This is a genomic window from Gryllotalpicola sp. CP2-P1 (genome assembly GCF_057512245.1).
In genome coordinates this window covers 1-13233 of record NZ_JBLRDT010000070.1, presented here as the reverse complement: position 1 = coordinate 13233, position 13233 = coordinate 1, and the positions used below count along the sequence as shown (strand labels likewise).

The window sequence follows — 13233 nt, the reverse complement described above, 5'->3', positions numbered from 1 at the left end:
CGCTCGGCCCCCTGCTCGACGCGGTGCCGGCGTAGGCATCCGCTCGCCCTGCTTCTGCGCTCGCCGAGCGGCCGACGCGGCGGACGTGGACGTGGGCACGGACACGCGGCATCAGCGCCCCCGGTCGCGATCGAACTCGCCCCAACTGGGAACCGCACCGTCATGACGGTGTTCGAGGGGCAGGGTTGGCTGCAGGTCTGCGAGCTGCTGCTCGCGTTCGGGCTGAGCGCGCTGATCGGGCTGGAGCGGCAGCTGCGCGGCCGCAGCGCGGGGCTGCGCACGCAGGCCATCGTCGGAACGGCGTCGGCGCTGTTCATGCTCGTGTCGAAGTACGGCTTCATGGACGTGCTCTCGAGCAACGTGATCCTCGACCCGTCGCGTGTCGCCGCGCAGATCGTGTCGGGCATCGGATTCCTCGGCGCGGGCCTCATCCTCACGAGGCGCGGCGCCGTCCGGGGACTCACCACGGCGGCATCCGTGTGGGAGACGGCGGCGATCGGCATGGCCGCGGGCGCCGGCCTCTGGCTGCTCGCCCTCGTCGTGACCGCCCTGCACTTCGTGATCGCCTACGGGCTGCGCGCCGTGAGCATGCGGCTGCCCGGAAGCCGCAACGCCGAGATCCAGCTCGAGGTGGTCTACGAGGACGGTCGCGGGCTGCTGCGCGGCATCCTCAGCTCCATCACCGGCAGCGGCTGGGCCGTGCAGCGCGCGGAGCCGCAGGCGCCGGGGCCCGGCGGCACCGCCGCGCTCACGCTCGAACTCGCCGGTGCCGCGAACCCGGACCCGCTCGTCGCCACGCTCGCCGACATCGACGGGGTGCGCAGCGTGCAGCTGATCGGTGAGAGCGATCTCGAGTAGCGCTGACCCCGGCTGTGTGACTGGCCCGCGGCCGACGCGAGCGGTGCGCCGGCCGCCGCGCACCGATCACGCGATCGGCACGGTCCGGTCGTCGCCGATCCTCTTCATCACCAGGGTCGACGTGAGTCGCTGCACGCCGGGCAGCCCGCTGAGCTGCGTGTCGAACAGCTGCTGGTACGCGGCGAGATCTGTGGTGAGCACCCGGAACAGGTAGTCGGGCTGGCCGAACAGACGCTGCGCGTCGGTGATCGCCGGGATCTCGGTGACAGCGGCCTCGAAGTCGGCGACCGTCTCGACTCCGGTGCGCTCCAGGGTGACGAAGACGATCGCCTCGAAGCCAAGGCCGACAGCCTCGGGCGAGACGATCGCCCGGTATCGCTCGATGGCGCCCGAGTTCTCGAGATCCTTGAGCCGCCGATGGCACGCGCTCAAGCTGAGACCGATGCGCCCGGCGAGCTCGGTGGCGCTCATCCGCCCGTCATCTTGGAGCAGAGAGAGAATCTCTCGGTCAAGTGCGTCCATCTTCGTAAGTCTTCCACCATCTGCGCCGAATTAGTCGAAGAAACGGAGCACCTTCTGGCGCTTCCTGCGTAGCCTCGTAGCCCTACGCAAAGGAGATGACGGTGGACATCACACTGCTCGGTCAGTTCTGGCTGGTCGCCGTGCTGCTCGCCGTGACCCCGGGCGCCGATTGGGCTTACGCCATCTCGGCGGGGTTGCGCGCCCGCTCGCCCTTCCCGTCGATCGTCGGAATGCTCTCGGGGTACGCGCTGGTCATCGCCGTCATCGCGTTCGGCATCGGCGCTCTCGTCACCCGCTACCCGATCGCCCTGACCGCCCTGACACTCGCCGGCGCCTGCTATCTCGTCTATCTCGGCGTCTCTGTGCTTCGGCGCCGGGTCGAGACGGTCCGCGCATCCGACCACCCGGTGCGAGGCCGCGCCATGGCCCAGCTCCTGCGCGGCGCCGGCGTCAGCGCCATCAACCCGAAGGGCCTGCTGCTCCTGCTCGCGCTGCTCCCCCAGTTCACTTCGCCGACCGCGGCGTGGGCGCCCGCCGCGCAGATGCTCGTTCTCGGCAGTCTGCACCTGCTGAACTGCGCGGTGGTCTATACCGTCGTCGCGCTCCTGGCACGTCGCCTCCTCGGTTCACGCCCCCAGGCGAGCGTGGTCGTCGCGAAGGCATCCGGCGTCATCATGGTCGTGCTCGGAATCTCGATCCTCATCGAAGGCGCCCACGCGTTGCGCTAGCCGCGCATCCGGCAGACGTTCCCGCTCGAGGCGGTGGAGAGCATCTTCGAGTACGCCCCTGAGGCACCCGCACGTCAACCGCGCCATCAGCGATGTCGTGGCGTTCCTCGCCGAGCACGAGGTCGGGCCGGCGTAGCGGGCGTCACGCAACGAGCGAGAAACCGGCCACGAGCAACGCAGATTCGCGGGAGGACGGGCCGACGAGCACTTCGAAATCTCCTTCCTCGACACGCCGAACCCCCGCCGCGTCCACGATGGAGCACTCGGAGACCGGAAGCTCCACACGCACTCTGGCCGACTCGCCCGCGGCGAGATCGACCTGACGGTAGGCCTTCAACTCCTTATCCGCCCAACTGACGCTGGTGATCGTGTCACGCACATATAGCTGCACGGTTTCGCGTACCGGGCGGGTGCCGGTGTTGCGAACCGTTACCTCAGCCACGATGGTGTCGCTCGGCCCGAGGCGGGTCCGCGCGAGCGCCAGGTCGGCGTACTCGACGGTGGTGTACGAGAGGCCTTCGCCGAAAGCCCAAGTCGGCTGCTGCGTGAGGTCGGCGTAGCGCTCGCCGTGCTGCCCTCGGATCTGGTTGTAGTACGTCGGCTGCTGACCGACGTGCCGGGCGAACGAGATCGGCAGGCGCCCGGTTGGCTCGATGCGACCCGCGAGGAGCTCGGCGATCGCCCGGCCGCCCTGCATGCCCGGATTCGCGGCCCAGATCACGGCGGCCGCGTGGGCGACCGATTGCGGCAGGACGAGGGGCTTCGACGCGAGAAGGATGACGATGACGGGCTTCCCCGTCGCGATCATCTCGTCAAGCAGGGCGGTCTGGCCCCCGATGAGCTCGAGCGTCGCGGTCGAGCGGCCCTCCCCCACGAGCTCGATGCGGTCGCCGACAACGGCCACGATGACGTCCGACTCGTCGGCTGCGGCGGCGGCATCGTCGAGAAGGCCCTGGTCCGGCGGACAGGGCACGACCACCTGTGGTCGAGGCTGCCCGTCGGGGAACGTCGCGCCCCGGGGGTCGTCCTCAAGGGTGAGGATGCCTGCGCCGGGAGCGTACCGAACGGACCAGCCATCGATGTCGCGGATCCCGTCGAGCACCGTGGTGATCATCTGCCTCGGTTGGCCGTCGAGCCAACCGGCCTGCCCTGATCCTCCCGCCCAGTCGCCGAGCTGAGTCTGTGCGTCATCGGCGAGAGGGCCGACCACCGCGACACGAAGCGGATCCGAGCTAGAAAGGGGCAGGGTTCCGTCGTTCTCGAGCAGCACGATTGAGCGGCGCGCGACCTCGAGATTGAGCGCGGCGCCGGAGGCGCTGCCTATCACGCTGTCCAGATCCGAGATCGGAAGGCGCGGGTTCTCGAACAGGCCAAGGTCGAACTTGAGCGCCAAGATGCGCCCCACGGCGGCGTCGAAGGCATCTTCAGACAGGAGGCCCTGGGCGACGGCCTCCAGCGCGCCTTCGTAGAAGAGCGGCGTGGTCATCACCATGTCGTTCCCGGCGATCACCGCTGCGGCCGCCGCGTGGGCGTAGTCGGGCTGCACCTTCTGCTCCCACACCATGCGGCCGACGTTGTCCCAGTCGGTGATGAGCGTTCCGGTGTAGCCCCACTCGCCGCGCAGCACGTCGTTCAGGAGCCAGTCGTTCACCGTGATCGGCACGCCGTCGGTGCTCTGGTAGCCGAGCATGAAGGTCCGGCATCCCTCCCGCGCCACCCGCTCGAACGGTGGGAGGAACCAGCTACGCAGCTTGCGCCGAGAGATGTCGGCCTCGCTCGCATCGCGGCCGCCCTGCGTCTCCGAGTACCCGGCGAAGTGCTTGGCCGTCGCGAGGATCGCGGTCGGGTCGCCGAGCCCCGTGCCCTGATAGCCCCGCACCATGGCGCTCGCCAGCTCGCCGATAAGGAAGGGATCTTCACCGAACGTCTCACTGATGCGCCCCCAGCGCAGGTCCCGGGCGATGCACAGCACCGGCGAGAAGGTCCAGTGCACCCCCGTCGCAGCGACCTCTTCGGCGGTGGCGCGGGCGACTCGTTCGATCAGTTCGGCATCCCAGGAGGCGGCCATACCGAGCTGCGTCGGATAGATCGTCGCGCCTGGCCAGAAGGAGTGGCCATGGATGCAGTCCTCGCCGACGAGCAAGGGGATCCGCAGCCGGGTCTCCTGAGTCAGCCGATTGGCCTCAAGAATCCGCTCAGGCGAGGTGTGCAGGATCGATCCGACGTGGCGCCGCAGCACGTGGTCGCGCAAGTCGTCGCGCGCGTCGAGCTGCAGCATCTGCCCGACCTTCTCTTCGACGCTCATCCGCCCGAGCAGGTCGCTGACGCGCTCGGCGGTCGTCAGGGATGGGTCCTGGTAGGGCAGATACTCGCGGTCGACGGGAGCCGTGGGCGCCCCCAGTGACGTCATACGGCGTCGCCTTCCGACGCGGCCCCGCCGGCGGCAGCGGCCGCCTGCGCGGTGCGAACCTGGGTTACCGAGGCGTTGATGTTGAGGCCCCTTCGCTTCATGGACCGAGCGTGCTCGCCGGCAGAGCGCAGGCGCGGGTTGACGTACTCGTCGATGCCGAAGTTGATCAGCGACAGCGCCACGCCGAGGAGTGCGATGCATAGGCCCGCCGGCACATACCACCACCAGTAGTCAGGAAACGCGTTGTTCTGCTGCGCCCAGAACAGGATGGTCCCCCAGTTGAGATTCGACACTGGGATCACACCGATGAAGGCAAGGGTCGTCAGCCCGAGCACCGCCGCCGTCATGGTGCCGACGAAACTCGAGGCAATGATGGCCATGAGGTTGGGCAGCATCTCTACCAGGATGATGCGGTGCAGCGGCTCCCCGTTGGCGCGGGCGGCCTGGATGAAGTCGCGATTGCGCAGCGACATCGTCTGCGCGCGCAGCACTCGCGCGCCCCACGCCCAGCCTGTGAAGCCGAGGACGGCGGCGACGACCCAGAGCGGCGGGTCCTGGAATTGCGAGGCGACGATGATCATAAGCGGCAGCCCCGGAATCACGAGGAACACGTTCGACAGCGCCGACAGTGATTCGCTCCGCCAGCCGCGCAAGTAGCCGGCGGTCACGCCGACGGCGATCGCTACGACCGTGGCCATGATGGTTGCGAGGAATCCGACGACGAGGACGCCACGGGTTCCGTAGACGAGTTGGCTGAAGACGTCCTGGCCGATGTGCGTCGTGCCGAGGAGATGATGCAGCGACGGGGGCTGCAGCGTGTCGTTCAGATTCTGAGAGTTGGGGTCCGTCGGCGCGATCCACGGGGCGAAGATCGCGACGAGCGCAAATAAACCCAAGATGATCAGACCGGTGGCGGACTTCGCGTTCCCGAACATCGCCATCGAGGCTTTGAGCTGCGACCAGAATGTCTTCTCCGGGGCGCGTTCCGTGCTGCCTTCCGGACCGGTGGCGAGGATCACCGCGGTCTCGGGAGCACCGGCGCCGACCGGTTGCACGATGGCGGGCGTCTTCTCAGCGGGGGTGTTCATGATCAGGCCTCCGTCTGGCGGGTGCGGGGATCGAGGATGGCGTACGCGACGTCCGCGAGGATGTTCGCGACCAGAACGGCGAGAACGAGGACGAGGAAGATGCCTTGCATCAGCGCGTAGTCCTTCGCGTTGGTCGCGTTGAGGAGCAGCAATCCGATTCCGGGATAGGAGAAGACCATCTCCATCACGAGCGTGCCGCCGACGATGAAGCCGATCGCAAGGGCGAAGCTCTGGATTTGCGGGAGCACCGCGTTGCGGGCGGCGTACTTCCACAGCACTCGCTGGTTCGGCATGCCCTTGGCCTGCGCGACCGTGATGTAGTCCTCGTCAAGCACGGTGAGCATCATGTTCCGCATTCCGAGCACCCAGCCGCCAAGGGACACGATCACGATCGTGGCCACCGGCAGCGCGGCGTGCGAGACCACCTCTGAGATGAAATCGCCGTTCCAGCCGGGTTCGACACCGATCTCGTACGCGTGGCCAGCGGGGAACCAGCCGAGCGCGGTGGAGAAGATCGCGATGAAGATCAGTCCGAGCCAGAAGTATGGGACGGTGCCGAGGAACGTCGTGACCGGGACGAAAGCATCGAGGCGGCTCCCGCGTCTCCACCCGATCACGGCGCCCAGGCCCGTCCCGATAAGGAACGAGATGATCGTGGCGACGCCGACCAGTCCCAGCGTCCACGGAAGCGCAGAAGCGATCGCATCGCCCACGGGCGCGAGCCCGGTCGAGATCGAGACCCCGAGATTGCCGTGCAGGAGCATGTTCCAGTAGTTGAGGTACTGCTCCCAGAGTGGGACCGATTTGTCCAGGCCGAAGAGGGCACGCAGCGCCTTCTCAGCGGCTGGCGTCAGCTGACCCTGACTGCGCGCCATGAACGAGTCGACCGCGTCCCCCTTCAGCAATCGAGGCAGGAAGAAGTTCATGGTGATCGCTGCCCAGAGGGTGAACAGGTAGAACACCGCGCGGCCGCCGATGAAGCGCCAGGGAACACGCGAGCCCTGTCGATCCGTGCCGGTGGCTGTCGTCCCGACGAGCGTCGGGTCGATCGTTGTCTGCGAATCGGCGCTCACTGCGCACCTCCCGAAGTCCGTGCCGACAGTTCCCGGAAGTGCTTCTCGGGGTCGGGCGAAGCGGCGCGCAACTCGCGTGTGTAGGGGTCGCGCGGGTTCAGGATGACGTCGTCGGCAGGGCCTTGTTCGACGACCCTGCCCTGGTTGAGCACCATGATCTCGTCACTGAAGTGCCGCGCGGTTGCCAGGTCGTGCGTGATGTACAGGACGCCGAGCCCCTCCTCTCGCTGGAGGTCGGCCAGAAGCCCGAGCACACCCAGGCGGATCGACACGTCGAGCATTGACACCGGCTCGTCAGCGACGAGGATGGCGGGACGCGATGCGAGCGCACGGGCGATGGCGACGCGCTGACGCTGCCCGCCCGACAGCTCGTGAGGACGTCGGTCGATCACCGCGTCGGCATCGAGGCGCACCCGCAGCAGCAGTCGCCGCACCTCGTCGTCGACCTCGTTGCGTGGAACGACGTCGTCCAGCCTGAGCGGGCGCTCGATGTGATGGCGGATCGAGTGATAGGGGTTCAGAGAGGCGAATGGGTCCTGGAACACCATCCGCAGCTGCTGGCGGTAGCGCCGCAGGCCCTTTCCCGAGCGCGGAATCGGGACACCGTCGAGCAGGATCTCGCCGCGCGTCGGCGTCTCGAGCTGCGTGAGGATCTTCGCGATCGTCGACTTGCCGCTTCCGGACTGGCCGACAAGGCCGATCGTCTGATGCGAATTGAGCGTGAAGCTGACGTCGTCGAGGGCCTTGAGCTGTCCCGCGCCGCGGACGTTGTAGATCTTCGTGACGTTCTTGAACTCGAGGGTCGTCATCGCGCGACCACCCCCTTCTCGCCCGTGAGCCGCGGGAACGAGGCGAGGAGCTTTCTGGTGTACTCGTGCTGCGGGTCGTTCCAGATGCGCTCGGCGGGAGCCAACTCGACGATTTCGCCCTCGCGCATGATCGCAATGCGGTCGCTGATCTCGAGCAGGAGAGGAAGGTCGTGGGTGATGAAAATGACCGAGAAGCCGAACTCGTGCCGCAGCTGGGAGATCTGCCGCAGGATCTCGCGCTGCACGAGAACGTCGAGGGCTGTCGTGGGCTCGTCCATGACCATCAGCTGAGGGCGCAGCGCCAGCGCCATCGCGATCATGACGCGCTGGCGCATGCCGCCCGACAGTTCGTGCGGATATGAGCGCAGTCGCTGGCCACCGACCTTCACGATCTCGAGGAGCTCCACGACCGCATTGCGACGCTCGAGGCGGCTCATCTCGGGTCGGTGCACGAGGAAGACGTCCTCGAGCTGCGAGCCGATCGTCGCCACCGGATTGAGGGCGTTCATCGCGCCCTGGAAGACCATGGAGACCTTGTCCCAGCGGAACCGGCGCATTTCCTCCACGCCGAGCGAATTGATGTCGACATCATCGCCGGACTTGTCGTGGAAGACGACGTCTCCGCCGGTGATGACGGCCGGGGGCCGGAGGAGGCGCTGCACGCCGTAGGCGAGAGTCGTCTTGCCGCAGCCACTTTCGCCGGCGAGACCGACGATCTCACCGCGCTTGATGTCGAGGGTGACGTCCTTCACCGCACGGACCGGCGGATCCACGTCGTACACGACCGAGAAGTCGCGCACAGAGAGGAGAGAGTCTGTCATGAGCTTGTCGCTTTCCTGCTGACCGCGAAGCGCCCGGGGCGGAATCGGATCGCTCCCGCCTTCCGCCCCGGACTTGTCGGAGTGGTTACTTGCCCGCAGGCTTCAGCTTCATGAGGACCTGTACCGCCCAAGGCTGCGTCGGGTCGGCCGTCGCGTACTGGTCGTCCTCGCTCGGCCACCCCGTGTACTTCCGGGTGTTGTACTCGCCGAGCTGCGGGTGGGTGCCGATCGGGATCGCAGGGACGTCATCGACGAAGATCTTCTGGATCTTGTTGAGTGCGACGGTGCGGGCTGCGTCGTCCGAGGCGGACGCGTACTCCTTGAGCAGAGCGGTCGCTTCGGGGTTGTTGTACCGTCCGAAGTTGTCTGCCACCTTGCCGCCGGAGGCCTGGTCGAGGTAGGCGCCGTTCATCACGTCGTCGTAGATGTGCCAGGGGTTCGAGCCGCTGCCGGTCCAGTGCAGAACGGCGTCGAAGTTGCCCGTCGCGACGTTCGTCGTCCACGTGTCGGCGTCGGGCGTGGCGACCTTGGCGTCCGCGCCCAGCGTCTTCTTGATCTGCGTCGCGATCAGCTGGATGCCGGTGACGTAGTCGTTCCACCCCTGGGGGTCCTGCAGCGTGAACGAGACCGGCTTGCCCGAGGGATCGATCAGAGCGCCGCTCTTCCAGGTATAGCCGGCGTCAGTGAGCACCTTCTTGGCGCCGTCGACATCGATCTTCAAGTCCTGCCCCTTGTACTCGGGCGCGATGTACTGATCGCCCGTCGGCTGCGGGATGCCGGTCACGCTCTTCAGCTCGGGACCGGCGTTGCTGCGGGCCTTCTCAGCGTGCGCCTTGCGGTCGACGACCATGTTGACGGCCTTGCGGAACGCGACGTTGTTGAACGGAGCCTTGGTCGTGTTGACCTCGATCATGTCCGGGCTCAGGATGTTCGCACCCCAGAACACGTTGTGCTTCGGGTCCTTGTCGACGTAGTTCTTCTGGTAATCGGTGATGAAGATCTGGGCCCAGTCGGTCTCGCCGCTCTGGAGGCCTCGGAGAAGACCCGTGTTGTCGTTGTACTCCAGGTACTTGAGCTGGGCCACCGGAACCTTGCCGCCCCAGTAGTCCGTGCGCGCCTTGAGCACGACGCCCTGCGACGAGAACGTCTGGATCGTGTACGGGCCCGTGCCGACGGCATCCTTGACCGCGTCCTTGGTCGGGTCGGCGATGTTCTTCCACTGGTGCTCGGGAACGATGCCCACCTGGAGCACATCGCCCTGCTTGACGAACTTCGACTCCGAGAAGCTGAGGACGACGTTGCCGCCGACCTTCTTGATGTCCGAAAGCTTGAGTCCACCCAGGTCGAGCGCCGGATTGTTCTTGATGAGGTTGTAGGTGAAGACGATGTCGTCGGCGGTGAAGGGCTTCCCGTCACTCCATTTGACGCCGGCACGAGGCGTAACCGTGAGCTGCGTGAAGTCCGCGTTCCACTCCACCTTCGAGGCCAGCCACGGCGTGGTCTCGTTCTTGCCCACCGGGTTCACCATTGCGAGCGGCTCGAAGATCATCCGGTCGTATCCGAGCGATGCACCGGAGCCGGTGCTGATGAACGGGTTGTTGATCTCCGTGGTCAACACTGCGGCGCCGTCGGGCTTGGCGATCGTGAGTGATCCGCCCGATGCGCTCGAGCCGCCCGATGCCTTGGATCCGCTGCCTGAGCACCCCGTCAGCGCCAACGCGCCGAGGGCCGCAATTGCGGACGCCGTGATCATGTACTTCCTAAGCCTCATTGCTTCTCCCCTGGGAACAACACTGTTTCCGCGGCCTGCAACGCAGGCGACGTCGGCTGACGATAGCTTGCTTACTGACCAGAAAGCAAGTTGCTGATGCCGGGTGCTAGGCTCGCCCATCAGCAGAAAGCAGAAGGGCGGTGCCGTGGCCAGCACAACCCCTCGCCCAGAGACCGAGCGCAAACGCAATGAGATCCTCCGCGCCGCGATGGAGACGTTCGGCGCCAAGGGTTCGACGAACGGAACCCTGGCAGACATCGCCGAGCAGGTCGGCATGACGCACGCCGGCGTCCTGCACCACTTCGGGTCCAAGCGAGCACTGCTTCTTGAAGTGCTCGAGCATCGCGATCAAGACGATGTCGCGCACCTTCACGGCCAGCACATGCCAGGCGGCGCCGCGCTGTTCATGCATCTCGTCGGAACTGCGTTGCGCAACAACCTGCGCCCCGGAATCGTTCAGGTCTACACCGTGCTCTCGGCCGAGGCCGTGACCGACGGCCACCCGGCGCGAACATTCTTCGAGGAGCGCTATCGCTCGTTGCGTACGGAGATCGAGGCCGCATTCCGAGAATTGTGCGCGAGCGAGAATGTCGGCGACCCCGACACCATCGACCAGGCCGCCGCGTCGATTCTGGCTGTTATGGACGGCTTGCAGTTGCAGTGGCTGCTTGATCCGAAGGCTATCGAACTTGCGGCCGCCACCGAGTTCGCAATTCAGGCGATCGTGAACGCTGTCCTGCGTCCGGGGCCGTCACTGTCCTCCTACGTCCGCGAGCCCTAACTGTCCCATAATGCGAAAAATCCCCGGCAAGACCGGGGATTCTTCGTGTGGAGCCGCCTAAGGGAATCGAACCCTTGACCTATTCATTACGAGTGAATCGCTCTGCCGACTGAGCTAAGGCGGCGTGGCGGCGAACCGCACACGATTGAAGAGTTTACAGGACGAACCGGAGTGCAAACGACGCCGAAGCGCGCCCTAGACCTTCACCTGCGTCGCCAGCTGGTGCAGCTGCTCGAACGAGCGGTCGACGCACTCCGAGAGGCGCCCCTTCCCACCGCGGTCTGCCCAGCTCGCCCACGCATTGCGCACCCCGGCGAACGACACGAACACGACGAGCCGCGCGCGCTCGCGCAGCGTGGTCGGCTCGGACTCGAGCGCGGGGTCGAGCACCACGAGCCGTTTCGAGACGATCTCGATGATCTGGTTCGTGAGATCCTCCATGTTCTCCATGCGCTGGCGGAACAGGTGGGGGTGCCGCAGCATCAGCTGCATCCGCTCCTCCTGCAGCGCGTGGGCCGCCCGAGTGTCCTCGTCGCTCTTCGCATCGAGAAAGCTCGTGAGCATGGCGCGGATGCCGTCGAGGATCGGCTGCTCGGCAGGCGCCGCGAGGAAGGCGCTGATCGTCTCGGGCTGCGGCCCCTCGGGAAGCTGGCCGACGACCGCCGCCTCTTTGGACGGGAAGTAGTTGAAGAAAGTGCGGGGCGAGACATCCGCCGCCTCGGCGATCTCATCGACCGTGACGTTCTCATAGCCCTTGTCGATCGACAGGTCGATCGCCGCGCGTTCGATGGCGTGCCGCGTCGCGACGCGCTTGCGCTCCCTCAGGCCGGGTTCCTTGAGATCAGTCACGCCACCATTATCGTTGCAGTGCCTGCAAACTTGCACCACATGTCAGCAGTGGGGATCTCTCGCAGGAACGCTGCCCTTCACGAAGTAGTCGTCGACGGTGTTCGACACGCAGGAGTTGGAGCGCCCGTAGGCGGTGTGGCCTGAGCCGTTCCAGGTGACGAGATGGCCGTTGTCGAGATCGTTGGCGAGGTTGACGGATTCCTGATACGGAGTCGCCGGATCGTTGGTGGTGCCGAGCACCAGGATCGGAGCCGACTCCGTCGCGTGCACCGGCGCCGGCGTGCGCACCGGTTTGAACGGCCAGTTCCAGCAGGTGATGCCGCCGTAGCTGAAGAACGGCCCCATCACCGGTGCGACCTGCGCGACGCGCTTCGCCTCGGCGGCCATGTGAGCCGGGTCGGTGTCGAAGGTGTAGTCGAGGCAGTCGATCGACTGGAACGCCACCGCCGTGTTGGTCGTGTAGGTCCCGTTCGAGTCGCGGTCGTTGTACTCGTCGGCGAGGATGAAGGCCACCCGGGCGCTGCCGCGCTCGACGTCTTTGAAGAGCGTGTCGAGCGCGGGCCAGTTCGACGTCGAGTACAGCGGGGTGATGATCGCGAGCAGCAGGGTGCTCGCCCCCAGCATCCGCCCGTCGGAGTTCTTGATCGGGTGCTTCTGCACCGTGTCGAGCATGCCGGCGATGGTGTTCATCACCTGATCGACCGAGCCGCTGAAGGGACAGCTCTTGTCCTGGCCGAGGCACCACTGCGCATATGCGCGCAAGTTGGACTCGAAGCCCTTGGCCTGCAGCTCGGTCAGCTCGTCGTAGCTGGATGCCGGGTCGACGACGCCGTCGAGAGTCATGCGGCCGACGGTCTTCGGGAACAGGTCGGCGTAGATCGCGCCGATCATGGTGCCATAGCTGAAGCCCAGATAGTTGAGCTTCTGGTCGCCGACGTTGGCCCGCAGCATGTCGAGATCGTGCGCGGTCGTCGCCGTGTCGACGTGCCCGAGCAATTGGCCGGTGTTCTTGAGGCAGGCCTGCCCGAGATCGCTCACAGACTTCTTGCTGGCCGCGAGCCACTCGTCGCTGCCCCGCTCGCCCGGGGTGATGCCGTAGAGGAAGTCGTCGAGCCCCTTGTCGTCGTAACACGTGACGGCGGAGGACTTCCCGACCCCGCGGGGGTCCCACCCGACGACGTCGAAGTGCTTCTGCAGGGTGGCGGAGGTCGCACCGACGCTGTTGCGCACGAAGTCGACGCCCGAGACGCCGGGGCCGCCGGGGTTCACGAACAGAGACCCCTGCTTGGCGCCGGTCGCGGGCTTCCGTATCAGCGCGAGGCTGATCGGGTCGCCCTGGCTCGGGTGTGCCCAGTCGAGCGGGGCCTTCGCCGTAGCGCATTGGAAGCCGCCGCCGCAGTCGGACCAGACGAGCGCCTGGCCGTAGTACTTCTGCTGCGCCGCCGCGTCGGCGCCCGAGAGCCCGTCGGTCGCCGCCGGCGAAGCCACGGGGGTCGACGTCTGCGTGGGCAGTTTGTGCTGCG

The 13233-nt window shown here is 66.5% G+C and carries 13 protein-coding genes and 1 tRNA gene; 4 read left to right on the top strand and 10 right to left on the bottom strand.

The features are described from left to right. Positions 1–162: 162 nt before the first annotated feature. The gene (locus tag ACM2XV_RS07505) at positions 163–858 is read left to right on the top strand and encodes an MgtC/SapB family protein (RefSeq protein ID WP_487026484.1); all 696 of its coding nucleotides are present in this window, start codon (positions 163–165) and stop codon (positions 856–858) included. Positions 859–924: 66 nt separating this feature from the next. Here the strand turns inward: ACM2XV_RS07505 and ACM2XV_RS07500 are convergent, their stop codons facing one another. Beyond that, positions 925–1380, bottom strand: a complete 456-nt coding sequence (locus ACM2XV_RS07500; RefSeq protein ID WP_487026483.1) for an Lrp/AsnC family transcriptional regulator — start codon at positions 1378–1380, stop codon at positions 925–927. Between the two features lie 101 nt (positions 1381–1481). On the opposite strand from ACM2XV_RS07500, the gene ACM2XV_RS07495 reads away from it, so the two are divergent. Beyond that, positions 1482–2108: a LysE family translocator gene (locus tag ACM2XV_RS07495; RefSeq protein WP_487026482.1), complete on the top strand. Its 627-nt coding sequence runs from the start codon at positions 1482–1484 to the stop codon at positions 2106–2108. 142 nt (positions 2109–2250) lie between these two features. Here the strand turns inward: ACM2XV_RS07495 and ACM2XV_RS07490 are convergent, their stop codons facing one another. The 6 genes from ACM2XV_RS07490 to ACM2XV_RS07465 form a co-directional block, all read right to left on the bottom strand. Continuing rightward, positions 2251–4518, bottom strand: a complete 2268-nt coding sequence (locus ACM2XV_RS07490) for an exo-beta-d-1,3/1,6-glucosidase (RefSeq protein WP_487026481.1) — start codon at positions 4516–4518, stop codon at positions 2251–2253. Then, positions 4515–5606 carry an ABC transporter permease gene (locus ACM2XV_RS07485; protein ID WP_487026480.1) on the bottom strand — a complete coding sequence of 364 codons (1092 nt, stop codon included), beginning with the start codon at positions 5604–5606 and terminating at the stop codon, positions 4515–4517. Before ACM2XV_RS07485 ends, ACM2XV_RS07490 begins: the two co-directional genes overlap by 4 nt. Before the next feature lie 2 nt (positions 5607–5608). Then, the gene (locus ACM2XV_RS07480) at positions 5609–6679 is read right to left on the bottom strand and encodes an ABC transporter permease (RefSeq protein WP_344775312.1); all 1071 of its coding nucleotides are present in this window, start codon (positions 6677–6679) and stop codon (positions 5609–5611) included. Further along, complete coding sequence (locus tag ACM2XV_RS07475; RefSeq protein ID WP_344775314.1) at positions 6676–7488, bottom strand: ABC transporter ATP-binding protein; 813 nt, start codon at positions 7486–7488, stop codon at positions 6676–6678. Before ACM2XV_RS07475 ends, ACM2XV_RS07480 begins: the two co-directional genes overlap by 4 nt. Continuing rightward, positions 7485–8309 carry an ABC transporter ATP-binding protein gene (locus tag ACM2XV_RS07470; RefSeq protein WP_487026479.1) on the bottom strand — a complete coding sequence of 275 codons (825 nt, stop codon included), beginning with the start codon at positions 8307–8309 and terminating at the stop codon, positions 7485–7487. Before ACM2XV_RS07470 ends, ACM2XV_RS07475 begins: the two co-directional genes overlap by 4 nt. Positions 8310–8394: 85 nt before the next feature. Further along, entirely contained in the window at positions 8395–9837 is a 1443-nt protein-coding gene (locus ACM2XV_RS07465; protein ID WP_487026478.1) for an ABC transporter substrate-binding protein, read from the bottom strand. Here ACM2XV_RS07465 and ACM2XV_RS07460 point away from each other — a divergent pair. Then, the gene (locus tag ACM2XV_RS07460; RefSeq protein ID WP_487026477.1) at positions 9818–10177 is read left to right on the top strand and encodes a hypothetical protein; all 360 of its coding nucleotides are present in this window, start codon (positions 9818–9820) and stop codon (positions 10175–10177) included. The genes ACM2XV_RS07465 and ACM2XV_RS07460 overlap by 20 nt on opposite strands. Before the next feature lie 48 nt (positions 10178–10225). Beyond that, on the top strand, positions 10226–10861 hold the full coding sequence (locus ACM2XV_RS07455; protein ID WP_344775320.1) for a TetR/AcrR family transcriptional regulator: 636 nt from the start codon (positions 10226–10228) through the stop codon (positions 10859–10861). 48 nt (positions 10862–10909) lie between these two features. Here ACM2XV_RS07455 and ACM2XV_RS07450 read toward each other — a convergent pair. The 3 genes from ACM2XV_RS07450 to ACM2XV_RS07440 all read right to left on the bottom strand — a co-directional run. Next, a tRNA-Thr gene (locus tag ACM2XV_RS07450) sits at positions 10910–10985 on the bottom strand. A 71-nt stretch (positions 10986–11056) separates the two neighbouring features. Next, positions 11057–11710 carry a TetR family transcriptional regulator gene (locus ACM2XV_RS07445; protein WP_487026476.1) on the bottom strand — a complete coding sequence of 218 codons (654 nt, stop codon included), beginning with the start codon at positions 11708–11710 and terminating at the stop codon, positions 11057–11059. A gap of 42 nt (positions 11711–11752) precedes the next feature. Beyond that, on the bottom strand, positions 11753–13233 hold a 1481-nt coding region (locus tag ACM2XV_RS07440), incomplete at its 5' end, for an alpha/beta hydrolase (protein ID WP_487026475.1).

Excerpts from the sequence above, each read along its gene's own strand:
- ACM2XV_RS07505 (WP_487026484.1), top strand. The coding sequence starts at position 163 with ATGACGGTGTTCGAGGGGCAGGGTTGGCTGCAGGTCTGCGAGCTGCTG.
- ACM2XV_RS07500 (WP_487026483.1), bottom strand. The coding sequence starts at position 1,380 with ATGGACGCACTTGACCGAGAGATTCTCTCTCTGCTCCAAGATGACGGG.
- ACM2XV_RS07490 (WP_487026481.1), bottom strand. The coding sequence starts at position 4,518 with ATGACGTCACTGGGGGCGCCCACGGCTCCCGTCGACCGCGAGTATCTG.
- ACM2XV_RS07485 (WP_487026480.1), bottom strand. The coding sequence starts at position 5,606 with ATGAACACCCCCGCTGAGAAGACGCCCGCCATCGTGCAACCGGTCGGC.
- ACM2XV_RS07475 (WP_344775314.1), bottom strand. The coding sequence starts at position 7,488 with ATGACGACCCTCGAGTTCAAGAACGTCACGAAGATCTACAACGTCCGC.
- ACM2XV_RS07470 (WP_487026479.1), bottom strand. The coding sequence starts at position 8,309 with ATGACAGACTCTCTCCTCTCTGTGCGCGACTTCTCGGTCGTGTACGAC.
- ACM2XV_RS07465 (WP_487026478.1), bottom strand. The coding sequence starts at position 9,837 with ATGGTGAACCCGGTGGGCAAGAACGAGACCACGCCGTGGCTGGCCTCG.